This is a genomic window from Streptomyces sp. NPDC088387, from assembly GCF_044753385.1.
Taxonomy (GTDB): Bacteria; Actinomycetota; Actinomycetes; order Streptomycetales; family Streptomycetaceae; genus Streptomyces.
On the sequence record NZ_JBIVNC010000005.1, the window covers coordinates 387,722 to 409,657 of the forward strand.

Consider the following 21,936-nt stretch of genomic DNA (forward strand, 5'->3'; position numbering starts at 1 on the left):
CGACCTAAGATGATCAACGTGTCCGACCAGCATGCTCCTCGGTCCCTGATCGTCACGCTCTACGGTGCCTACGGCCGTGACTTCCCCGGCCCCGTGCCCGTGGCCGAACTGATCCGGCTGCTCGCCGCGGTCGGCGTCGACGCGCCCTCCGTACGCTCGTCGGTGTCCCGGCTGAAACGGCGTGGGCTGCTGCTGCCCGCCCGCACCGCCGGCGGCGCCGCCGGGTACGAACTGTCGCCGGACGCCCGCCAGTTGCTGGAGGACGGCGACCGCCGGGTGTACGCGTCGCCGCCGGACGAGGACGAGGGCTGGGTGCTCGCGGTGTTCTCGGTGCCGGAGTCGGAGCGGCAGAAGCGGCACGTCCTGCGCTCCCGGCTGTCCGGCCTCGGCTTCGGCACGGCGGCCCCCGGCGTGTGGATCGCGCCCGCGCGCCTGTACGAGGAGACCCGGCACACCCTGCAACGCCTCCGTCTCGACAGCTACGTCGACTTCTTCCGCGGCGAGCACCTCGGCTTCGCACCGACCGTCGAGGCCGCCGCCCGCTGGTGGGACCTGACCGCGATCGCCAAGGAGCACGAGGCGTTCCTCGACCGGCACGCGCCCGTGCTGCACGCCTGGGAGAAACGCCCGGACACCCCGGCCGAGGAGGCGTACCACGACTATCTGCTCGCCCTGGACTCCTGGCGCCATCTGCCCTACGCCGACCCCGGCCTGCCCGCCCGGCTGCTCCCCGCGGACTGGCCGGGCGTGCGCTCGGCGGCCGTGTTCCGTGGGCTGCACGCGCGGCTGCGGGACGCGGGGACGGCGTTCGCCGGGATGTGACACGAACTCCGCAGCCACACACGGGAAAGACCCCGGGAGTCACTCAAGTGTGCTGTGACCTCAGGCACATCCCGCGCCCCTAAGGCAACGCTCAGGTTCCTCTGGCCCTCCTCTCAAGTTTCCCGCCTAACGTCCCTCGGGTCGTACGACGGGCGGGAAACGAGGACTGTTGCGGATGACCAGCACGGCCAGGGCGCAAGGAGCCACCATCTGGCTCACGGGACTGCCGAGCGCGGGCAAGACGACCATCGCGCGGCTGCTCGGGGACCGGCTCACCGCCGAGGGCCACCGGGTGGAGGTGCTCGACGGCGACGAGATCCGCCGGTTCCTCTCCGCGGGCCTCGGCTTCTCGCGCGAGGACCGGCACACCAACGTGCAGCGCATCGGCCTGGTCTCGGAGGTGCTCGCCCGCAACGGTGTGCTCTCGGTCGTCCCCGTCATCGCCCCCTACGCCGACAGCCGGGACGCCGTGCGCCGACGGCACGAGGCGAGCGCGACCCCGTACTTCGAGGTGCATGTCGCCACACCGGTGGAGGTGTGCGGCGAGCGGGACGTGAAGGGGCTGTACGCCAGACAGGCCGCGGGCGGGCTGACCGGGCTGACGGGCGTCGACGACCCGTACGAACCGCCGGCCGACCCCGCGCTCGTCCTCAAGACGCAGGACCAGACGCCCCGGGAGTCCGCCGACCTGGTCCATGATCTGCTCACCGGGAGGGGGCTCGTATGAGTGGCTTCACCCTCTCCCACCTGGACACGCTGGAGTCCGAGGCGGTGCACATCTTCCGTGAGGTGGCGGGTGAGTTCGAGCGGCCGGTGATCCTGTTCTCCGGCGGCAAGGACTCCATCGTCATGCTGCATCTCGCGCTGAAGGCGTTCTCCCCGGCCGGTGTGCCGTTTCCGCTGCTGCACGTGGACACCGGGCACAACTTCCCCGAGGTGCTGGACTACCGGGACCGTGTGGTGGCCGCACATGGGCTGCGGCTCCATGTGGCCTCCGTACAGGACTACATCGACCGGGGTGTGCTGCGCGAACGCCCCGACGGCACCCGTAACCCCCTCCAGACCGTGCCGCTCACCGAGAAGATCCAGGACGAGAAGTTCGACGCCGTCTTCGGCGGCGGACGCCGCGACGAGGAGAAGGCCCGCGCCAAGGAACGCGTCTTCTCCCTGCGCGACGAGTTCTCCCAGTGGGACCCCCGCCGCCAGCGCCCCGAACTCTGGAACCTCTACAACGGCCGCCACGCCCCCGGCGAACACGTCCGCGTCTTCCCCCTCTCCAACTGGACCGAACTCGACGTCTGGCAGTACATCGCCCGCGAACACATCGAGCTCCCGGACATCTACTTCGCCCACTACCGCGAGGTCTTCCGGCGCGGTGGCATGTGGCTGACCGCGGGCGACTGGGGCGGGCCCCACGCGTCGGAGACCGTCGAGAAACGCCAGGTCCGCTACCGGACCGTGGGCGACATGTCCTGCACCGGCGCCGTCGACTCCGACGCGACCACGCTGGACGCCGTCATCACCGAGATCGCCGCGTCCCGGCTCACCGAGCGGGGCGCCACCCGCGCCGACGACAGGCTCTCCGAGGCCGCGATGGAAGACCGCAAGCGCGAGGGGTACTTCTAGTCATGACCATCGACACACTGAGGTTCGCCACCGCGGGCTCCGTCGACGACGGCAAGTCCACGCTGGTGGGCCGGCTGCTGCACGACTCCAAGTCGGTCCTCGCCGACCAGCTGGAGGCCGTGACCAGGGCCTCGCGCGGGACCGCACCCGATCTGGCGCTGCTGACGGACGGTCTGCGGGCCGAGCGCGAGCAGGGCATCACCATCGACGTGGCCTACCGCTACTTCGCCACCCCCAGGCGCCGGTTCATTCTCGCCGACACCCCCGGCCACGTGCAGTACACCCGCAACATGGTCACCGGCGCCTCCACCGCCGAACTCACCGTCGTCCTCGTCGACGCCCGCAACGGCATCGTTGGACAGACCCACCGCCACGCCGCCATCGCCGCCCTCCTGCGCGTCCCCCACGTCGTCCTCGCCGTCAACAAGATGGACCTCGTCGGCTACGAGCGGTCCGTGTTCGACCGGATCGTCGAGGACTTCACGGGCCACGCGGCCGAACTGGGCCTCCCGGGCTTCACCCCGATCCCGGTGTCGGCGCTCGCCGGTGACAACGTGGTGGACCGCTCGGCACACATGGACTGGTACGAGGGACCGGCGCTGCTGGAGTTCCTGGAGCACGTGCCCGTCGGCACCGGGCAGAGCGACACGCCCGCCCGCTTCCCCGTCCAGTACGTGATCCGGCAGGGCGAGGAGCGGTACTACGCGGGCCAGTTGGTGGCCGGCTCGCTGCGGGTCGGCGACCGGGTGACCCTGCATCCGTCCGGCGAGACCTCCGAGATCGCCGCCATCGACGTGCTCGGCAGCCCCGGGGACACGGCACACGCCCCGCAGTCCCTCAGCCTGCGCCTCGCCGACGAACGGGACGTCTCGCGCGGCGACATGATCACCACCGGCGGGCGGGCACCGACGCTCACACGGGACGTCCGCGCGGCCGTCTGCCATCTGTCCGACCGGCCGCTGCGGACCGGCGACCGCGTCCTGGTCCGGCACACCACCAGGACCGTGAAGGCCCTGGTGACGGACCTCGCGGCGACCGGCACCCTGTCCGCGAACGAACTGGGCCGGATCACCCTGCGCACCGCCGAGCCGCTCGCGCTCGACGCCTACGCGCAGTCCCGGCGCACCGGATCGTTCATCCTCATCGACCCGGCGGACGGGTCGACGCTCACGGCGGGCATGGTCGAACCGTGGAACGCCTCCTTGTGAGGCAGAAGGTCAACGTCGTAGGACTGAAGGTCAACGCCTCAGCTTGAGCCGGGGTTTGGGCGCGTCCATCCGGCCGGTCTGCGGGCGGCGGCTGCCCGCGCGGTACGGGTCGGGCCAGGCGACGCCCGGACCGTCGTAGCCCTGCTCGGCGGCGGCGTGCAGCGTCCAGTTGGGGTCGTAGAGGTGCGGGCGGGCGAGTGCGCAGAGGTCGGTGCGCCCGGCGAGGATCAGGGAGTTGACGTCGTCCCAGGAGGAGATGGCGCCGACGGCGATCACCGGAACGCCGGTCTCGTGCCGGATCCGGTCGGCGAACGGCGTCTGGTACGACCGTCCGAACTCCGGCTGCTCGTCCGCGACGACCTGCCCGGTGGACACGTCGATCGCGTCGGCGCCGTGCGCCACGAAGGCCCGCGCGACGGCCACCGCGTCCTCGGCGGTCGTGCCGCCCTCCGCCCAGTCCGTGGCGGAGATCCGGACGGTCATCGGCCGGTCCCCGGGCCACACGGCCCGTACGGCGTCGAAGACCTCCAGTGGGAAGCGGAGCCGTGCGTCGAGCGGGCCGCCGTAGGCGTCGGTGCGCCGGTTGGTGAGCGGGGAGAGGAAGCCGGAGAGCAGATAGCCGTGCGCGCAGTGCAGTTCGAGCAGATCGAAGCCCGCGAGTGCGGCACGCCGGGCGGCGGCGGTGAACTGCTCCCGGATGTCCGCCAGTCCGGCCGCGGACAGTTCCTCGGGCACCTGGCTGTACGGCTTGTACGGCAGTGGCGAGGCCGCGACGAGCGGCCAGTTGCCCTCGTCCAGCGGCTCGTCCATGCCCTCCCACATCAGCTTGGTCGAGCCCTTGCGCCCGCTGTGGCCGAGCTGCACGCCGATGGCGGTGCCGGGCGCCCGGTCGTGCACGAAGTCGGTGATCCGCCGCCACGCCCCGGTCTGCTCGTCGGTGTAGAGGCCGCCGCAGCCGGGCGTGATCCGCCCCTCGGGGCTGACGCAGACCATCTCGGTCATCACCAGGCCGGCGCCGCCGAGCGCCCGCGCACCCAGGTGGACGAGGTGGAAGTCGCCGGGCAGGCCGTCGGCGGCGGAGTACATGTCCATGGGCGATACGACGACCCTGTTGCGCAGGGTCAGTTCGCGCAGCCGGAACGGGGTGAACATCGGGGGTGTGCCGGGCGGGCAGCCGAACTCGCGCTCGACGGCCTCGGTGAAGTGCGGGTCGCGCAGCCGCAGGTTGTCGTGGGTGACCCGGCGGCTGCGGGTGAGCAGGTTGAACGCGAACTGGCGTGGCGGCTGGTCGAGATGGCGGGCCAGGTCCTCGAACCACTCCAGGCTGGCGCGGGCCGCCCGCTGGGTGGAGGCGACGACGGGTCTGCGCTCGGCCTCGTAGGCGGCGAGGGCGTCGGGCAGGTCGGCGTGTTCCTCCAGGCAGGCGGCGAGTGCCAGCGCGTCCTCGACGGCGAGTTTGGTGCCGGAGCCGATGGAGAAGTGGGCGGTGTGCGCGGCGTCGCCGAGCAGCACGACGTTGCCGTGCGACCAGCGCTCGTTGACGACCGTACGGAACGTCGTCCAGGCCGATTTGTTGGACCGCAGCGGGCGGCCGCCGAGGGCCTCGGCGAAGATCTTCGCGCAGCGCTCGACGGACTCGTGTTCGCCGAGTTCCGCGAAGCCGGCCGCGTGCCAGACGTCCTCGTGCATCTCCACGATGACGGTGGAGGCGTCGGGTGCGTACGGGTAGCCGTGCAGCTGCATCACGCCGTGCTCGGTCTCGGCGATCTCGAAGCGGAACGCGTCGAACGCGAAGTCCGCGGCGAGCCAGATGTAGCGGCAGCGGTGGGTGGTGATGTGCGGGCGGAAAACGTCCGCGTAGGCGTCGCGGGTGGTGCTGTTGACTCCGTCGGCGGCGATGACGAGGTCGTGTGTCCGCGCCAGGACGGCGGGGGCGGGGGCCGGTTCCCGGAAGCGGAGTTCCACGCCGAGGGCGTGGCAGCGGGTGTGGAGGATCTCCAGGAGGTGTCTGCGGCCCAGGGCCGCGAAGCCGTGTCCTCCGGAGGTGTGGCGGGTGTCTCTGTGGACGATGTCTATGTCGTCCCAGCGGGTGAAGTGGTTCTGGAGGGCCTCGTATACGACGGGGTCGGCGTGTTCTATGCCGCCGAGGGTCTCGTCCGAGAGGACTACGCCGAAGCCGAAGGTGTCCGTGGGGGTGTTGCGTTCCCAGACGGTCACTTCGCGTGTGGGCGTCAGGCGTTTCAGGAGGGCCGCGGTGTAGAGGCCTCCTGGGCCGCCTCCGATGATCGCGATACGCGGGGGGTGGTCTTTCGCCGTCGGCGGGTGCGGGATCGTCGTGGCTGGTCGCGCAGTTCCCCGCGCCCCTTGGGTTGGCCCGGTCCCCTTGGCTTCGAGCATCTCTACCGTCCGCTCCATTTTGGGGGGCGTTTTTCTGCGAAGGCGGCGTGGAACTCTCTGTAGTCCTCGCCCGTCATCAGCAGGGCCTGCGTGGAGGCGTCCAGTTCGATCGATGCCGCCAGGGGCATGTCGAGTTCCGACGTCAGCAGGGCCTTGGTCTGGGCGTACGCGAGGGCCGGGCCTTCGGCGAGGCGGCGGGCCAGGGTCTGGGCGGCCTCGTCGGCGCTGCCCTCGTCGGTGAGTTCGCTGATCAGGCCGATGCGTTCGGCCTCGGGGGCGCGGACGGGGTCGCCGAGCATCAGCAGCCGGGTGGCGTGGCCGAGGCCGACGACCCGGGGCAGCAGGTAGGCGGCGCCCATGTCGCCGCCGGACAGGCCGACGCGGGTGAAGAGGAACGCGAAGCGGGCCGTGGGGTCGGCGACCCGGAAGTCCGCGGCGAGGGCGAGGACCGCGCCGGCCCCCGCGGCCACCCCGTGGATGGCGGCGATCACCGGGAAGGGGCATTCGCGGATCGCCCGTACCACCTGTCCGGTCATCCGGTTGAAGTCCAGGAGCTGGGCGGTGTCCATGTCCAGGGTGGCGCCGATGATCTCGTCGACGTCGCCGCCCGAGCAGAACCCGCGGCCCTCGCCGGCCAGTACCAGGGCGCGCACGGACCGTTCCCGGGACAGCTCGGCGAGCAGGTCGCGCAGGTCGGCGTAGGCGCCGAAGGTGAGGGCGTTGAGCTTCTCGGGGCGGGCGAGGGTGACGGTGGCGACGCCGTCGGTGTGCTCGACGCGCAGATGCTCCCAGCGGGGGGTGCGAGCGGCGGACCCGGTGAATGGACTCATGACGTGCGGCCTCCTCGGGCGGGCACTGCCTCACTGAGCTCGTCCCCACCAAGTTATCACCCATTCGTGACTACCGTCATAGGTGCGCTATACGCCTGCGCGGGGAAGAAACCGGACGGGGATCACGGAGGGCATCCGGGCCGGCACGGAGCGCACGGCACGTCACCGCTTCTCCATGAGTCGTCAATAACGCGGTAACAGTGGGATCCACCGTGAGAGACAGGGCGTTCACCGGGGTAAGTCGCCCGATGACGGGGCCCGAAAGGTCCCGGCGTCGCCCACCATGCGGCCCTGATGGAGAGCGCCGTACCATTCCTCAAGTTGAAAGCAGGACCGCCTGATGTCCACCTCAGGGATGCCTGCGCCATGAACGGACTCGCCTTGCAAGATCGCCCCTCCGCCTCCGCCTCCTGGCGGATCGCGCTGCCGCATTCCGCCGCGGCCGTGCCCGTCGCCCGGGCGCTGGTCCGTACGGCGCTGGCCGAGCTGGAGCACGGGGCCGACTGCGACACGGCCGAGCTGCTCACGGCGGAGCTGGTCGCGAACGCCGTGGAGCACACCACCGGCGAAGCCCCGATAGAACTCGTTGTGGAGCTGCTGCCCACCGGCTGCCAGGTCGAGGTCCACGACCCCGACCCGGCGCCGCCGGGTGATCTGACCCGTCCGCCGGAGCGTGAACCCGATCCGTGGCAGGAACACGGGCGCGGGCTGCTGCTGATCCGCGCCCTCAGCTCGTCCTGCGGCCACCGCGCGACCGAGTCCGGCAAGGCGGTGTGGTTCACCCTGCCCGCCGTACCGCCGCAGTGGCGTCCGTCCTGACCCGGACGCCCGCCCGGGACCGGGACCGGGACCGGGACCGGCTCAGGCCAGTGTCGCCACCAGCACGGCCTTGATGGTGTGGAGCCGGTTCTCCGCCTCGTCGAAGACGACGGAGTGGGCCGACTCGAACACCTCGTCGGTCACCTCCAGCGAGTCCAGTCCGTGCCGCTCGTGGATCTCGCGGCCGACCTTGGTGCCCAGGTCGTGGAAGGCCGGCAGACAGTGCAGGAACCGCACGTCCGGATTGCCGGTGGCGCGCAGCACGTCCATGGTCACCGCGTACGGCACGAGCGCGGCGATCCGCTCGTCCCAGACGTCCTTCGGCTCGCCCATGGAGACCCAGACGTCGGTCGCCACGAAGTCGGCGCCGAGCACCCCCTCCGCCACCGACTCGGTGAGGGTGATCCGGGCGCCGCTGCTCTCGGCGAGCGCGCGGGCCCGGTCGACGACGGGCTGCGCGGGCCAGTAGGCCTTCGGGGCGACGATCCGGACGTCCATGCCGAGCAGGGCGCCGGTGACCAGGTAGGAGTTGCCCATGTTGAAGCGGGCGTCGCCGAGGTAGGCGAAGGCGATCCCGGCGACCGGTTTGGTGCAGTGCTCGGTCATGGTGAGCACGTCGGCGAGCAGCTGGGTGGGGTGCCAGTCGTCGGTGAGGCCGTTGAAGACGGGCACGCCCGCGTGGGCGGCGAGTTCCTCGACGGCGCTCTGGCTGTCTCCCCGGTACTCGATCCCGTCGTACATGCGGCCGAGGACCCGGGCGGTGTCCTTCACGGACTCCTTGTGCCCGAGCTGGGAGCCGGACGGGTCCAGATACGTCGTCGAGGCGCCCTGGTCGGCCGCCGCGACCTCGAACGCGCAGCGGGTGCGGGTCGAGGTCTTCTCGAAGATCAGGGCGATGTTCTTCCCGGTCAGCCGCCGTGTCTCGGTCCCGGCCCGCTTGGCCGCCTTGAGCTCGGCGGCCAGCTCGACGAGCCCGAGGAACTCCTCCCGGGTGAAGTCGAGCTCCTTGAGGAAGCTGCGGCCGGCGAGGGCGGTCGGGACGGTCGCCATGGGCGCTCCAAGGTCGTTACGACGAGTGATCTATTGGAAGTCTATACGACCAGTAGTAAATCTATACAGCGCCCGGCGCCCGCCCCCGGCCCCGGCCGCCCCAGCCACGGTCCCGGCCCCGTCTCCCGGCTACACCGGGTCCCGTTCCACCGGGCAGCTCATGCAGCGCGGCCCGCCTCTCCCCCGGCCCAGCTCGCTGCCCGGGATCTCGATGACCTCGATGCCCTGCTTGCGCAGATGGGTGTTGGTCGTGGCGTTGCGCTCGTAGGCGACGACGACGCCGGGCTCGACGGCGAGGACGTTGCAGCCGTCGTCCCACTGCTCGCGTTCGGCGGCGTGCACGTCCTGGAGCGGGGTCAGCACCCGGATCTCGCTCAGCCCGAGCGCCGCGGCGATCGCCCGGTGCATGTGCTCCGGGGGGTGGTCGGTGACCTTGAGGTCGCGGTCGCCGACGCCGGGTTCGATGGTGTACGAGCGGAGCATGCCGAGCCCGGCGTACTGGGTGAAGGTGTCGCCGTCGACCATCGTCATCACCGTGTCGAGGTGCATGAACGCCCGCCGCTTGGGCATGTCCAGCGCCACGATCGTGGTGGCCGAGCCGGCCGCGAACAGCTTGTGCGCGATCATCTCCACGGCCTGCGGGGTGGTCCGCTCGCTCATCCCGATGAGCACGGCCCCGTTGCCGATCACCAGGACGTCCCCGCCCTCGATGGTGGACGGGTAGTCGGCCTGTCCCTCGGACCAGACGTGGAAGGTCTCGTCGCGGAAGAGCGGATGGTGCCGGTAGATCGCCTCGAAGTGCACGGTCTCGCGCTGCCGGGCCGGCCAGCGCATCGCGTTGATGGAGACACCGTCGTAGATCCACGCGGAGGTGTCCCGGGTGAACAGGTGGTTCGGCAGCGGGCCGAGCAGGAAGTCGTCCAGTTCCATGGCGTGGAAGCGCACGGACGTCGGTTCGGGATGGGCCCGCAGGAACTCCCGCTTGGTCGCCCCGCCCACCAGCGCCTCCGCCAGTTCGGCGGCGGGCAGGGACGCGTACGCCTCCCGGAGGTGGTCGGTGGCGAGCGGCCCGTACTCCTTCTCGTCGAAGACCCTGTCCAGTACGAGCGTCCGGGCCGCCGGGATCTCCATGGCCTCGGTGAGCAGATCGCCGAAGAGATGGACGGCGACCCCCCGGTCGCGCAGCACATCGGCGAACCCGTCGTGCTCGGCGCGCGCCCGGCGCACCCACAGCACGTCGTCGAAAAGAAGGGCGTCCTTGTTGCTGGGGGTGAGCCTTTTGAGCTCGAGATCGGGCCGGTGCAGGATGACGCGGCGCAGCCGCCCGGCCTCGGAGTCGACGTGGTATGCCATGCCTCCATCCTGACCATTCGGGCAGACGTTCACCCACGTTTCAGCGACAGCGGGCCCGGCGGATGTGCGATCGGTGCCGGTCAGCCGCTCGGCTGGGGCTGGAGGAGCTCCGGACGGGCCAGCAGCCGCCGGGCGGCCTGACCCGGGGCGAGGGCGGCGCGGGCGACGATCCAGCCGGCGAGGGTGTGCGGGTCGGCGGGGTCCCGGTCGAGGGCCGCCCGGTACAGGTCCAGGGCGGTGGCCGGGTCGGCGGCGGCCAGATGGTCGTCGGCGGTGCGCGGGCCGGCGGACACGGTCGCGAAGGCGTGTGTACGGCGGTCGGGCCAGGGATGCCGGTCCGCGCGCAGCGCGGGGTGGCCCTCGCGCGGGCCGGGCAGGACGTTGCGCAGCCGCCACTCGGTGCGGTGCAGGGCGGCGGCCGTACGGGCGCGGGTCAGGGCGGCCGGCCGGACGGGTTCGCGGAGCCAGTCGTCCAGCGTGCGGGCGAGGCCCGTGACGAGCCGGTGTCCGGGGGCGGTGAGCCGGCCGCTGGTCAGCAGGGTGCGGACGACAAGCCGGCTCTGGAGCCGGCGCAGCGCGAAGTGGTAGGCGGCGGTGTCGGCGTGCACCGGGTCGGACATCCGGTCCCGCCAGAAACCGGCGACGGCCGTGAAGGCGTAGGCGCCGTGCAGCAGGCCGGTGAGGTGGCGGGGGTCGCCGCGCCAGGGCGCGTAGTAGCGCTCGGCGCGGTCGTCGTCGACGAGCGGGAAGAGGTGCAGCAGCGCGCCGAGCTTGCTGTGCTGGAACTCGTGGACCATGGCCTCCGCGAGCGGGAGCGCCGTGGCCGGGCGGGAGATCAGCATCGCGCCGAAGGAGTCGCCGCTGGACGCGGAGACCAGCACGGTCGGCGGGGCGGGCGGGGTGCGGGAGGTCCGCCCCCAGGGCACGACGGCCCGGATCCACGCGGGGTCGAACCGTCCCGGGCCGGAGCCGCCCGGCGCCGCGAGGAACGCGGCGGCCTCCCCGAACAGGGACTGCCAGGCCCCGGCCTCGGCCGGGTCCAGCCGGGCGGGCGGTACCGGGTCGTCGAGGTCGCGGTAGGGATCGAGGTCGTCGAGCGGGATGGCGACGGGGCCGTGGGGGGTGGAGTGGGTGAGGGTGCGGAGGGGAAGCCAGGGGGCGGCGGCACCGGGATCGGCGGCCACGTCGCCGGTCCCCGGCCGGCACCGCACAACGGACCGAGACGCACCGCCCCGCGCCGGGCCCGTCCCCTTCAGGGTCAGTTCGCCGGCGTGGGTGTGGGCGTGGGCGATGGTCCAGCCGGGTGCGCCGGGCGGGAGTCGGGCCAGGCCCAGGCCCGGCAGGTACAGGGCGCCGTCCGTCAGGGCGACCCTCAGCTCGGCGTCCGTGCCCGACCCGAGGGACGCGCTGACGGCGAGCGCGCACAGGTGTCCCGCCTCCGCCCAGAGCGGCGGACCCGTCGCCGTGCCGTGCACCCGGCGCAGCATGTGGGCGATCCAGCCGCCGGTCGTGGGCGCGAGCAGCAGCCGTTCCACCGTCTCGGGCGCCCGCTCGGCGGCCTCCTTCACGATCCGCCAGGCCTCGGCGGCCGGCGTCAGAGGCGTCGGCACCGCTTCGAGCCGGTCGAGCAGCGTGCGCAGAAGCAGCAGCCGCCGCGCCCGTTCCCCGCGGACGAGGAAGTCCACGGCCTCGGCCGAGCCGCCCCCGGTGGCCAGCTCCGCGAAGAGCCGCTCGGGCATGCGGAACGGTGCGGGATGCGGCTCGCTGGTCATTCCCGGGGACCTCCGGTCGTGGGCGGGCATGGGAGAACCCCGCGGCAGGCTCGCTGCCGGCGGGTGGGCGGGCTCCTCAGACCGCCCGGGGAGGCCGCGGCTCGCCGCCTCTGACGCTGCCGCGTGAGCGCAGTACGTCGGCGAGCTGGCGCGCCTCGGGGCGGAGCGGGGTCAGGGAGTCCACCGCGGTGAGCGGCAGCGTCGCGAGATCGGCCAGGTCCGACTCCCAGACGTTTGCACCCGCCACGGGGACGGGCCCGCGGTCGGCGGCCTCGGCGTCGTGCTGTGCGGGTGGCTCGAGCAAGATGCGGTCCCCCTTCTCGACGGTGGCACGCAATGCCCCGTGTCCTGTTCCATCATGGCCATTCATGCCCACATCTGAAACCGTACGATCACGCCACCCGATCATCCGGGGCCGCGACGGCCCTCCTTCGGTGTCTCCAACTCCGTTAGCGCCTCAGCGAGTTCATGCCTCCGCCGCGAATCGTCGTCCAGGGCGACCACGGCGTCGTACAACTCCCACAGAGCGGCGGGACGGTACCGGCGGAGGTGGTTGAGGATGCCCGCGGCCTCCGTACGCGCCTTGGGGTGACGAGGGAGCGTCCCCGTGACGTCGGGGCCCAACTGAGCCACCACCAGCTGCCGTTCGACGGGGTCGTTCATCAACGAGTAGGCGAGCAGCGCGTCGACGGCCCGCACCAGGGGCGAGACGTCGCGCCGCGCCGCCGGTGGTCCCGCGGGCGACAGGATCTCGGTGCGCTCCGGGCTGCGCAGACGGATCTCGGGATGCTGAAGAGTACGGCCCTCTTCTCTGAGGGCTCCGAGGCGTTCGCGGACGGCGGGAAACAGCTCCTCGGGGTCGGGCGGGGCGGGCGGCGCCGGGGTCAGGCCGGGGAGCAGGCCGAGCAGCACGTCGGAGAACAACCCGGTGGCGCGTACGGGGTCGTTGGCGGCGGCGCGGCCCCGCCCCGCGGCGCGCAGGACCGTCTGCCGGTGTGCGAGCGTGCGCCTGCCGACGGGCAGTTGCGCCGGTGGCAGCGGGTCCCGGAAGGCGAGCGCCTCCTCGAACGTCTCGCAGGCGTCCACCACCCAGAACTGCTCGGCGAGGCCGGGCACGGCGTCACTGGCGTACCGGTCGAGCGCCGAGTCCAGGTCGATCCCGACCTTGTCGGCGGTGGTGGCGTCCGCGCAGAACAGCCGCACATGGCCGGACCGGTCGAGCACTCCGTGCCCGCCCCACCACACCCACAGCACGTCACCCTGTGCCAGGGCGAGTTCACGGACCAGGACCCGCCGGAGCGTGGCGTGGTCGGCCGGCCGGTGGGCGATGCCGGGGCGGTACGGCGGCAGCGGGGCGAGGTGCAGCCGCAACTGTTCCGCGGGGACACCGGCGTCGCGCAGCAGTCCGTGCAGGCGTACGGCGTCGCGGGCGGGCCCCGGCAGGTCCCAGCCGCTGCCCGCGTCGTACTGCTCGATGCCGACGATCAGCGCGTGCACCCGGGTCGGATCGGTTCCCGTCACGGCATGCGGTCCACGATGTGCCGGTACACCTCGGGGTTGGTCCAGTAGGCGCTGTGGGAGGCGGGGAAGGGCTGGCGGCTGTGCACGGCGATGTCCGTGGCGCGGCCGGGGAACAGCCCCTCCGCCAGATGGCTGAGCAGGTCCTGGGGGTCGTAGAGATTGAGCCAGTCGGGGACGTGCGGCGGGAGCGGTTCGGGGTGTTCGAGCGACGGCAGGGACCCGGACTCGTAGAGGAACGGGCCCTGTGAGCCGGCCGTGACGAGCAGGCGTACGGCGGGCAGCGGCTCGGAGATCAGGGTGTCCAGGGCGATGATGCCGCCGAGGCTGTGGCCGAGCAGGACGACCGGCGGCTCCAGACCGGCGACCAGGTCGCGCAGGTCCGCGCGGAACGCGGCGCCCCGGCTGAGGTAGCGCAGGATGTCACCGGCGGCGGGGTGGGCGGCCTGGGTGAGGGCGCGGCGGCGGCGCAGCACGGCACGCGAGGCGACGGAGCCGGCGGTCCGGGTCAGCAGGGAGCGCACACCCCGCTCCGTGCCCCGGGGCGGTGCGCCGAGCAGTTCGGCGAGTCGGTCGGTGACGGCGTCCCGGACGTCGCCGACCGGGACGAGGGGCGCGTCGGAGTCCAGCGCGTCCGCGACGATCCGGGCGGTCAGGGAGCGGGCGGCGGCCTCGGCGAGTCCGTCGGGGGCGAGTGACTCGGCGGCGGGGCCGAGCAGCGGGTGCGCGGCGAGTTCGGCGGCGGCGCGGGCCAGCCCGGGGCCCAGCTCGGCGGCGGGGACGTCCCCCTGGGCGGCGAGGGTGGTCAGCCGGGCGCGGAGCCGCTCCTCCGGCGGGACGAACCCGGGTGGCCGCTCGGTCTCGGGTCCGGCGACGGCGGCGGCGTGGGCCAGCTCCGCGTACGGGTTGGCGTAGAGCGCCGCCCAGACGTCCTCCGTCCGGGGGATGTCGTCGGGACTTCGGGAAGTACCACCGTCCGGCGGCAGACTCGCGCCGTCCGCCCCGAGAACGGCCCCGTGGGTGCCTCCCCAGTAGTACGGCACGATGCGCAGATCGCCCCGCAGCTGCGTCAAACCCGCGGCCACGCGCCCGGCCAGCGCGGAGAAGCCCGGCTCGCGCACACCTGTCCCATGGATGAGGACGACCGCTGTCATCATGCCCCCGTGACCCTGCCGGAGTCGCGTTTACGACTCTCCGTGCGACGTCAATTCCGCTTTATTCTACGAGCGTTGAGGTCACGCGACCGGGGGTGCGCGGAACTTGCGCGGCGGGCCCACGGCCGGACGACCGGTCCGCACAACTGAAAGAGCGGGGAGACAGGGATGAGCCCGGACGCGTTGATCGCGCACTTGGTGGGGGCATCGGCTCTGATCCTGGTGGCCGCCCACGCGGGCGGCTGGCTGGCCCGGCGGCTGGGACAGCCGTACATCGTGGGCCAGTTGCTGGCCGGTATGGCGCTCGGTCCGTCCCTGTTGGGCCTGTTGGCTCCGGAGGCGTACGACGCGCTCTTCCCGGCGGAGATCGGGCCCGCGCTGACCGGGTTCGCGCAGTTCGCGCTGGTGGTCTTCCTGTTCGCGGTGGGCTACGAGCTGGATCTGAAGGTGCTGGGTGCGCGGGCGCGGTCCGCGGTGGGGGTGGCGCTGGCAGCGTTCGCGGTGCCGATGGCCGTGGGCAGCGGCTGTGCGCTGCTGTTCCAGGGCTGGCTGCACGAGCTGGGGATGCCCCGGGAGCTGTCGCCGGCCATGGTGGTGTTCCTCGGGGTCGCCCTGTCGATAACGGCGGTTCCGGTGCTGACGGCCATCGTGCGGGAGAACGGGCTCGCGCCCACCGTGCCCGGTGTGGTCGCCGTGACGGCCGCCGGGCTGCTCGACGTGATCGGCTGGACCGTGCTGGCCGGGGCGCTGCTGGACACCGAGGGGCACGGCTCGCCGGCCTGGCCGTGGCGGGCCGCGATCGCCGTCGCCTTCACCGCGCTGATGCTGCTGTTCGCCCGGCCGCTGCTGCGCAGGCTGCTGTGGAGTCCCCGTGTGGAGCCGTCGCTGCGGCTGGCGCTGCTGATCGGCTTCGCGCTCGGCTCGGCGTGGGTGACCCATACCATCGGGCTGCATGTCATCTTCGGTGCGCTGCTCGCGGGGATCGTGGTGCCCCGCGAGGAGGGCGGCACCCTGGACCCGGAGCTCGTGCGGCCCCTGCACGACGTGGGCTCCCTGCTGCTGCCCTTCTTCTTCGTGATCTCCGGGCAGTCGGTGGTGCTCAACGGTATCGACGGCACCGGCTGGATCACCTTCGCGGTGGTGACCGTCCTGGCCGTGGTCACCAAGGTCGGCAGCGGCACCCTCGCCGCCCGGCTCGGCGGCCTGGACCGGCACGACGCCCGCACGGTCGGCGTACTGCTCAGCGCACGCGGCCTGACCGAGCTGATCGCCCTCAACGCGGGCCTCCAGGCAGGCCTGTTGAGCACTCCGCTCTACACGGTCCTGGTCTTCATGGCCCTGGCGACGACACTCTTCACCCAGCCGCTGCTGTATCTGGTACGACGGCAGGCGACACGGGCCGGCCGCGCCGCACCGTCCCCGGCGCCCGCGCCCGTCGGCCCGCCCGCGCCCGAAGCCCCGCCCGCGCCCGGCACCCCGGCCACGGTGGGTGACCCGGCCGCCGTGGGCGGCCCGGTCCCGGCACAGGTCCGGGAAGCGGGCTGAACCGGGGCGTCGGCGACGGTCACCGCCGGCGGCGGACAACCACGCCGACCCGCGACGGACGGCGGCGCTGAGGAGCAGCGGATGGTGGCGCCGACCCGCGACGGACGGCGGCGCTGAAGGGCAGCGGACGGCGGCGCCGACCGACCGCGGACGGCGGCGCCGGCCGGTGTCGGTGCGGCAGGTACCGGCCGGCACGCGCGCCCTCCCCGGGCGGCCGCCGTCCGGCCGGTCACCGCACCGCGCCCCGCGGCTACAGCGGCATCGGTGCCAGGTCGCATTCGATGCGGCGGCGCTGACGGGCCGACTGGAGCCAGGGGTGGTCCGGGCGGACCACCCGGGCGAAGCCCTCCGTCGCCCTGCGCTGCAACTCGTCGGCCTCCGCGCCGAGGCCGAGGCCCCGCAGGTCGAGGGCGAGGTTGGCGGTGCAGGACAGGGTCAGCGGGTGGTCCTCCCCGGCGACCTCGGCCAGCAGCCGCACATTGGCCTCGTCGAGTTCGCGGGCCCGCTCGAAGTCGAGCCGCGCGTAGACCGTGTTGGCCTGGCCGATCCCGACGGTCAGCGCGAGCACGTGCCGCGCTCCCACCGTCGCGGCCAGGTGCCGTGCCGCGTCGTCCTCCAGCTCCTGCGCGCCGTCCAGGTCGCCGAGCGCCCGGAGGGTGGCGGCCAGATTGGCCTTGGACAGCTGGGTGTACGCGTGGTTCTGCCCGAGCCGGACGCCGTAGCGCTGGACGGCGTCCTGGCCCAGTGCCCGGGAACGGTCCAGGTCGCCGGCGAGGCGCTGGTCGACACAGAAGTTGATCTCGGTGGCGAGGGAGTCGGCGTGGTCGATGCCGTACCGGGCGATGAAGTGCCGCAGTGTCTCCTCGCTCAGCTTGCCGGCCTCGGCGACGGCTCCGTCGCGGCGGCGGCACAGCGCGAGGTTCCGGGCGAGGCGCAGGGTGAGGGGGTGTTCGTCGCCGAAGGTGCCGGCGGCCCGCCGGTACAGGTCCTCCTGGAACTCGCGGGCGCCCGGGTAGTCACCGCTCTCCCGCATGTCGACGGCGAGCCCGTTGAGGGTGTTGATCGTGAAGTAGCTGGCGGGGCCGTACATCATCTCGCGCTGCCGGCCGATCTCCTGGCCCAGTTCGAGGGCCTCGCGGAAGCGGCCGCACAGGCGCAGGTCGACGGCCCAGCTGTGGCCGGCCCGCAGGGTGGTGGGGTCGTCGGGGCCGAACAGTGACCGGGCAAGTTCGGTCGCCTCCCGGCCCAGCTCCTGGGCCTCCTGGAAGAGTCCCTGGTAGCGGCGGGCGTCGGCCATCTCGACCAGGCCGTCGATGAGTTCCTCGGGCTCGACCTCGATCCGGCGGGAGACCTCCAGGGCCTGCTCGGTGATCGGGATGGACTCGGCGATCTGGCCGATCTGGCGCAGCAGGAACGCGAAGGACTTAGCCATCCGGATGACGAAGATGTCCTCCTCGCCGGAGGCGGCGAGCCAGGAGTTCCAGACTTGCCGTCCGTAGTCGGCGGCGCCCTGGTGGTCGCCCCAGAAGTAGAGGAACAGCACGGTCGAGGAGACCAGTTCACGCACGTACCGGTCGGTGCTGGTGAGCGCCTGGGAGGCGAGGACGTGCGGCAGCAGGGCCTGGTAGGCGCGCCACTCGGCGGACGATCCGTAGTCGCCGGGCTTGGCGGCGGACAGCAGCTGGTGGGCGGCGTCGCGCATGCGTTCGCGCTCGTCGGGTTCGAGTTTGCCGAGGAGGACGGTCTGGAGCAGGCGGTGCATCTGGAGGGTGTCGGTGCGGGGGTCGACCTTGAGCAGGGAGAACTGGCTGAGGTCGCGGATCGCGCGGTTCAGCTTGATCGGCTCGCGCAGCAGGGGGTCGACGTCGGAGGTGATGTTGATGCCGCGGCTGGCGCGGAGCATGGACCGCGGGATGGGCTCGGGGGCCATGCTGGCGCAGATGTCGAGGAGTTGCCGGGCGCCGGGGTTGTTCGCCTCGATCCGCTCCAGCGAGATGTCCCAGGCGGCGGCGACCGACACCTGGTAGTCGGGGGCGGGTTCCAGCTCCAGGATCTCGGGGCTGCGCTGGTTGAGCAGGTCCAGGTACTCGTCGACGAGCATGCCGGTGACGGCCCGCCAGGCGCCCGCCTGCTCGACCGCCAGCGGCAGGTCGCCCAGCGCCTCGGCGAGCCGGTCGGCGTCCTCCGCGGACAGGTCGGGCGAGCGCTTCTGAAGCAGCTCGATCGACTCCTCGCGTTCGAAGACGTTCACCGACAGGGGTGTGGCGACCCGTTCCCAGGCCCGGTTGCGGGAGGTGACGATGACCTTGCCGGGCCCGTTGGTGGGGAAGTAGTTGCGGACCGTCTCGATGTCCTCGGCGTTGTCGAAGACGAGCAGCCAGTTGTTGTACGGGGCTCCGGCGCGCAGCGCCTCCAGGACCGCGGGCACGGCGGTGTTGGCGGTGGGGGCGCCCTCCTGGCCGATCGGGGCGACGCCCATCTGTGCGGCGAGGCTGGCGAGGGCGGCGAGGATGAGGGACTCGCGCTCGGCCGGGATCCAGCACACGACCTTGTACTCGTGCTGATGGGTGTACACGTATTCGAGTGCCAGCTGGGACTTGCCGACCCCGCCCAGACCGTGCAGCGCGTGCGGCAGCACCGCCGCCGTGTCCTGGGCCCCGAGCTGGTCCTCCACGGCCCGCAGCAGCACCTGGCGGCCGACGAACGAGGTGTTCCGCAGCGGAACGTTCACCAGAAGAGCCGGCGTTGCGGTCGTGGTACCAGGCATCGGGGGCTCAGCCTCCAGGGGTTCGGGATCGGACACTTCGGCAACCGGGCTCGGCACGGACTCTCCAGGGGGTGGATCAGGGACGCTCGACGCTGCATCACTGCCTGCGGGGGTGCCGGAAAATCCCGGCGCGCCGGTCTGGTTCACCTCTGCGGGTGTACCGCCCGGCAAACCGGCGTCCACCCGTTCGGGGGATGGTGGCCCGTGCGGGGCGAAGAACGGTTCGATGCGCCTGGCGCGTTCGGTGTACGGACCCGACAGCGCGCGCATCACGGCCAGTTCGCTGCGGGCCCAGCCCGGCTCGGCCGGGTCGGGGAGGGTGGCCCGGCCCGGGTCGCGCAGCGCCGCGCGCAGGGCGACACCGCGTGCGCCGGCCGCGGGCAGCTCCCCCACCAGGCTGACCGTCCGGGTGAGTTGGGTCCGGGTGGTGGTGGCGAGCAGTGCCTCGCGCACGCCCTCGGCGAACTCGGGGTGTCCTTCGCCGCCGCTGTTCCAGTCGATGAGCCCGCCCATGAGGATCTCGGCGAGGTGGTCGGGGCCGGTCTCCGGCATGGTGCGGCGCCGGTACTGCTCGACGAGGTCGAAGTCGAAGGGGATGGCGGCGAGTTGGGTGGCGAGCCGCCGGGCCGGGGGTGTGGCCAGCTGGAAGAAGCGGCGTACGGCGGCCGCGGCGGCGCGGGGCAGGCGCGGGGCGCGCAGTCCGGGCGCGGGGGCGCCCTTGGTGAGGGTGCCGGCCAGCACGACGGGCAGCGTCCTGCGGACGCCGCGGGTGCCGGTGACGAGGTCGGCCCAGGCGGCGAGCGAGCCGGGCTTGAGGGAGAGCACGGGGACCGGCACCGAGCCGTCGCCGCCGTCGGGCAGGGGGCGCAGCGGGTCGGGTCCGGCGGGCGGCGCCAGGTGTTCGAGGCCGTGGTTGGGGACGCCGAAGCCGCCGGCCTCCAGGACCGCGGGGTGCGGGTAGAGCGAGGAGCGGTGGCGCAGATGGGGCGGCAGCAGATGGACCAGGGCGGTGGGTCCGCCGTGCGCGAGGCGGCCGAGGAGCGCGTCGGCGGCGGGCGCGGCCCAGCCGTGGGTGAGTCCGTCGGTGACGACGAGGAAGACCCGGCCGCCCCGGCCGTCGAGGAGTTCGGCCGCGTCGGCGACGGTTCCCCCGGTGTCCCAGCGCAGGATGGCGGCCCCGGTGCGCGGCAGCGTCACGCGCACGGTCCGCACACTGCGGAAGGCGCCGCTGTGTTCGGCGGCCTCGGCGAGGCGGGCGGTGGTGTCCTCCCAGATCCGCATGGTGGGTGCCTCGTCGACGAGCAGCACCAGGTCGAAGGCGGAGGTGCGGGCGGGACGCAGAAAGGGCATCCACATCCCGTCGACGACGCCCTGCTCGGCGGTGGTCTCCTCGTCCAGCTCCATGACGTCGGGGGACGGCACCCGGCGGGCCAGCCGGTGCAGGGCGCGGGCGAGCCGGGCGGTGGCGCGACCGGGTCCCGGCCGGGCCGGGCCGGTGGCGGGCAGCAGCGGGGGGCCGAGGGGCAGGGTGAGCGGCCCCTCGGGGTCGGGTAACAGCTGCGCGCCGGACGTGCCGGCGGGCTGCCGCGGGCCGTCGCCGTCCGCGCGGGGTGCGGGGTGGCGCCGCGGGGCGGGGCGGCCGGCCGGTGGCCGCGGGTCCGCCGGGGGTGAAGTCGGCTGTGGGGCAGGGGTGTTGTGGGACTCGACGGGGTGGGCGTCGACCGGCTGTGGCGCCTTCCCTGGCGGGCCGGCCGGTGTACGGGTGTCGGCGGTCCCTCGGCCGTGCCGGTCCCAGTACGCCGCGAGCCAGACCGCGTCGCCGACGTCCTGCCAGCGGGTCACGGACCGCGAGCCGGGCCCGGCGGCGTCGGCGCTCTCCCCGGCGGGCTCACCGGACTCCGGGAACGCCGAAGGGGGCGACGAGCCCGAGGCCGGGTCACCGTCGCCGAGTCCGGATGCGCGCTCCCTGGGAAAGCCGTTCATTCAGCGGCCCTTCGCGAGGTCGCGGAGGAGCATTTCCATGAGCGTACGCCCGTGACCATCGCTCTGAAAACCACCGGCAGTAGTCAACTGGACCGCATTGAGCAACTGATCCAGGGAGTGTGTGCCCCCTGCCTGGACCCGCCTGACGAACAGGTCCACCAGGTCTTCCGTGCCCGGCGGGCGCTCCCCGAGGTGCCCCTGAACCATGGCCAGAAGTTGCTCCCGGCTCGGCACCCGCATCTCCAGCGGCAGACAGCGCCGGCGGAACGCGGCCGGGAACTCGCGCTCCCCGTTACTGGTGATCACCACGACCGGGAACTCCCGGCACTCGATCCGTCCGCCCACGACGTGCGCCCGTCCGGAGGGGTCGCTGGTGTGCACGCGCGCCGAGTCGGCGGCGTCGCGCACCAGTTCCGGAACCTCATAACTTCCGTTCTCCAGGACGTGCAAGAGATCGTTGGGCAGGTCGATATCACTTTTGTCGAGTTCGTCCACCAGGAGTACCCGAGGGCGATCGTACGGCAGCAGAGCCGTGCCGAGCGGTCCGAGGGTAATGAAGTCACCCAGCACCGGCGGGAGTTGACCAGACTTTGAGAAGTCCGAGGTCCCGGCTCCGGCCGGCCCGGCCGCGGCCTCCCGCACACCGGCCTCCCGCAGGCCGGCCTGCCAGGCGGCGATGGCCTGCGCCCGGCCCATGGCGTCATGGACGTACAGCCCGTCCCTGAGCGTGGTGCGGCTGACCACGTTCCACTCCAGGACCCGCCCGAGCCCGAGCTCCCGCGAGATGACGTACGCCAGCGTGGACTTGCCGACGCCGGGCGGGCCGGTGATCAGCAGCGGCCGGCGCAGCAGCAGGGCGGCGTTCACGACGTCGATGCCGTCGGGTCCGAGCTGCGGGGTGATCTCGCCCGGCCCCAGGCGGCGCTGCGCGGCCTCGGGGTCGTCCGGCGGCGTGGGCTCGGCGGGGCCGCCGCGGAACCGGCGCCAGGGTGGCGGCGCGGGCAGCGGCGGCGGCACCTCCGGGGCGGAGCCGGTGGCGTGGAACACGCGCCAGCCGTTCGGTTCCGGGTGCTCCTGGGCGCTCATGCCGGG

16 protein-coding genes are annotated in these 21,936 nt (G+C 72.8%); 6 read left to right on the top strand and 10 right to left on the bottom strand.

Going from position 1 to position 21,936, the window contains the following annotated elements; genetic code table 11:
- Positions 1-9 precede the first annotated feature (9 nt).
- From ACIQAC_RS16430 to ACIQAC_RS16445, 4 genes are all read left to right on the top strand, one after another.
- Complete coding sequence (locus ACIQAC_RS16430) at positions 10-822, top strand: PaaX family transcriptional regulator C-terminal domain-containing protein (protein ID WP_402191414.1); 813 nt, start codon at positions 10-12, stop codon at positions 820-822.
- 175 nt (positions 823-997) lie between these two features.
- Positions 998-1,549, top strand: coding sequence for an adenylyl-sulfate kinase (gene cysC / locus ACIQAC_RS16435; RefSeq protein ID WP_402191416.1), 552 nt, complete (start codon positions 998-1,000; stop codon positions 1,547-1,549).
- Positions 1,546-2,448: a sulfate adenylyltransferase subunit CysD gene (cysD, locus tag ACIQAC_RS16440; protein ID WP_402191418.1), complete on the top strand. Its 903-nt coding sequence runs from the start codon at positions 1,546-1,548 to the stop codon at positions 2,446-2,448. The genes cysC and cysD overlap by 4 nt, the downstream gene beginning before the upstream one ends.
- A 2-nt stretch (positions 2,449-2,450) precedes the next feature.
- Positions 2,451-3,656 carry a sulfate adenylyltransferase subunit 1 gene (locus ACIQAC_RS16445; RefSeq protein ID WP_402191421.1) on the top strand — a complete coding sequence of 402 codons (1,206 nt, stop codon included), beginning with the start codon at positions 2,451-2,453 and terminating at the stop codon, positions 3,654-3,656.
- Between the two features lie 30 nt (positions 3,657-3,686).
- Here the strand turns inward: ACIQAC_RS16445 and ACIQAC_RS16450 are convergent, their stop codons facing one another.
- Together ACIQAC_RS16450 and ACIQAC_RS16455 are read right to left on the bottom strand one after the other, a co-directional pair.
- Entirely contained in the window at positions 3,687-6,053 is a 2,367-nt protein-coding gene (locus tag ACIQAC_RS16450; protein WP_402191766.1) for a bifunctional salicylyl-CoA 5-hydroxylase/oxidoreductase, read from the bottom strand.
- Positions 6,054-6,055: 2 nt separating this feature from the next.
- Entirely contained in the window at positions 6,056-6,883 is an 828-nt protein-coding gene (locus ACIQAC_RS16455) for an enoyl-CoA hydratase family protein (RefSeq protein ID WP_402191424.1), read from the bottom strand.
- Between the two features lie 366 nt (positions 6,884-7,249).
- Here ACIQAC_RS16455 and ACIQAC_RS16460 point away from each other — a divergent pair, with 366 nt between their 5' ends.
- Positions 7,250-7,702 (top strand): ATP-binding protein, encoded by a 453-nt coding sequence (locus ACIQAC_RS16460; RefSeq protein WP_402191426.1) that lies wholly within the window; start codon positions 7,250-7,252, stop codon positions 7,700-7,702.
- A 42-nt stretch (positions 7,703-7,744) separates the two neighbouring features.
- Here ACIQAC_RS16460 and argF read toward each other — a convergent pair whose 3' ends face one another.
- The 6 genes from argF to ACIQAC_RS16490 form a co-directional block, all read right to left on the bottom strand.
- Positions 7,745-8,752, bottom strand: a complete 1,008-nt coding sequence (gene argF / locus ACIQAC_RS16465) for an ornithine carbamoyltransferase (protein ID WP_402191427.1) — start codon at positions 8,750-8,752, stop codon at positions 7,745-7,747.
- Positions 8,753-8,881: 129 nt separating this feature from the next.
- Positions 8,882-10,105, bottom strand: coding sequence for an arginine deiminase (locus tag ACIQAC_RS16470; protein WP_402191429.1), 1,224 nt, complete (start codon positions 10,103-10,105; stop codon positions 8,882-8,884).
- An 80-nt stretch (positions 10,106-10,185) separates the two neighbouring features.
- Complete coding sequence (locus ACIQAC_RS16475) at positions 10,186-11,877, bottom strand: HEXXH motif domain-containing protein (RefSeq protein WP_402191433.1); 1,692 nt, start codon at positions 11,875-11,877, stop codon at positions 10,186-10,188.
- 76 nt (positions 11,878-11,953) lie between these two features.
- Complete coding sequence (locus ACIQAC_RS16480; protein ID WP_402191434.1) at positions 11,954-12,181, bottom strand: hypothetical protein; 228 nt, start codon at positions 12,179-12,181, stop codon at positions 11,954-11,956.
- A 101-nt stretch (positions 12,182-12,282) separates the two neighbouring features.
- Positions 12,283-13,398 carry a caspase family protein gene (locus ACIQAC_RS16485; protein ID WP_402191436.1) on the bottom strand — a complete coding sequence of 372 codons (1,116 nt, stop codon included), beginning with the start codon at positions 13,396-13,398 and terminating at the stop codon, positions 12,283-12,285.
- On the bottom strand, positions 13,395-14,552 hold the full coding sequence (locus ACIQAC_RS16490) for an alpha/beta fold hydrolase (RefSeq protein ID WP_402191439.1): 1,158 nt from the start codon (positions 14,550-14,552) through the stop codon (positions 13,395-13,397). Before ACIQAC_RS16490 ends, ACIQAC_RS16485 begins: the two co-directional genes overlap by 4 nt.
- A 165-nt stretch (positions 14,553-14,717) precedes the next feature.
- On the opposite strand from ACIQAC_RS16490, the gene ACIQAC_RS16495 reads away from it, so the two are divergent.
- Positions 14,718-16,094, top strand: a complete 1,377-nt coding sequence (locus ACIQAC_RS16495) for a cation:proton antiporter (protein ID WP_402191441.1) — start codon at positions 14,718-14,720, stop codon at positions 16,092-16,094.
- Between the two features lie 250 nt (positions 16,095-16,344).
- Here the strand turns inward: ACIQAC_RS16495 and fxsT are convergent, their stop codons facing one another.
- Positions 16,345-20,844, bottom strand: a complete 4,500-nt coding sequence (gene fxsT, locus ACIQAC_RS16500; RefSeq protein WP_402191443.1) for an FxSxx-COOH system tetratricopeptide repeat protein — start codon at positions 20,842-20,844, stop codon at positions 16,345-16,347.
- Entirely contained in the window at positions 20,845-21,930 is a 1,086-nt protein-coding gene (locus ACIQAC_RS16505) for an AAA family ATPase (protein WP_402191446.1), read from the bottom strand. It lies immediately after the preceding gene.
- Positions 21,931-21,936: the final 6 nt, after the last annotated feature.

Excerpts from the sequence above, each read along its gene's own strand:
- ACIQAC_RS16460 (WP_402191426.1), top strand. The coding sequence starts at position 7,250 with ATGAACGGACTCGCCTTGCAAGATCGCCCCTCCGCCTCCGCCTCCTGG.
- cysC (WP_402191416.1), top strand. The coding sequence starts at position 998 with ATGACCAGCACGGCCAGGGCGCAAGGAGCCACCATCTGGCTCACGGGA.
- ACIQAC_RS16455 (WP_402191424.1), bottom strand. The coding sequence starts at position 6,883 with ATGAGTCCATTCACCGGGTCCGCCGCTCGCACCCCCCGCTGGGAGCAT.
- ACIQAC_RS16475 (WP_402191433.1), bottom strand. The coding sequence starts at position 11,877 with ATGACCAGCGAGCCGCATCCCGCACCGTTCCGCATGCCCGAGCGGCTC.
- ACIQAC_RS16505 (WP_402191446.1), bottom strand. The coding sequence starts at position 21,930 with ATGAGCGCCCAGGAGCACCCGGAACCGAACGGCTGGCGCGTGTTCCAC.
- fxsT (WP_402191443.1), bottom strand. The coding sequence starts at position 20,844 with ATGAACGGCTTTCCCAGGGAGCGCGCATCCGGACTCGGCGACGGTGAC.
- argF (WP_402191427.1), bottom strand. The coding sequence starts at position 8,752 with ATGGCGACCGTCCCGACCGCCCTCGCCGGCCGCAGCTTCCTCAAGGAG.
- cysD (WP_402191418.1), top strand. The coding sequence starts at position 1,546 with ATGAGTGGCTTCACCCTCTCCCACCTGGACACGCTGGAGTCCGAGGCG.
- ACIQAC_RS16470 (WP_402191429.1), bottom strand. The coding sequence starts at position 10,105 with ATGGCATACCACGTCGACTCCGAGGCCGGGCGGCTGCGCCGCGTCATC.
- ACIQAC_RS16450 (WP_402191766.1), bottom strand. The coding sequence starts at position 6,053 with ATGCTCGAAGCCAAGGGGACCGGGCCAACCCAAGGGGCGCGGGGAACT.
- ACIQAC_RS16430 (WP_402191414.1), top strand. The coding sequence starts at position 10 with ATGATCAACGTGTCCGACCAGCATGCTCCTCGGTCCCTGATCGTCACG.
- ACIQAC_RS16490 (WP_402191439.1), bottom strand. The coding sequence starts at position 14,552 with ATGATGACAGCGGTCGTCCTCATCCATGGGACAGGTGTGCGCGAGCCG.
- ACIQAC_RS16445 (WP_402191421.1), top strand. The coding sequence starts at position 2,451 with ATGACCATCGACACACTGAGGTTCGCCACCGCGGGCTCCGTCGACGAC.
- ACIQAC_RS16495 (WP_402191441.1), top strand. The coding sequence starts at position 14,718 with ATGAGCCCGGACGCGTTGATCGCGCACTTGGTGGGGGCATCGGCTCTG.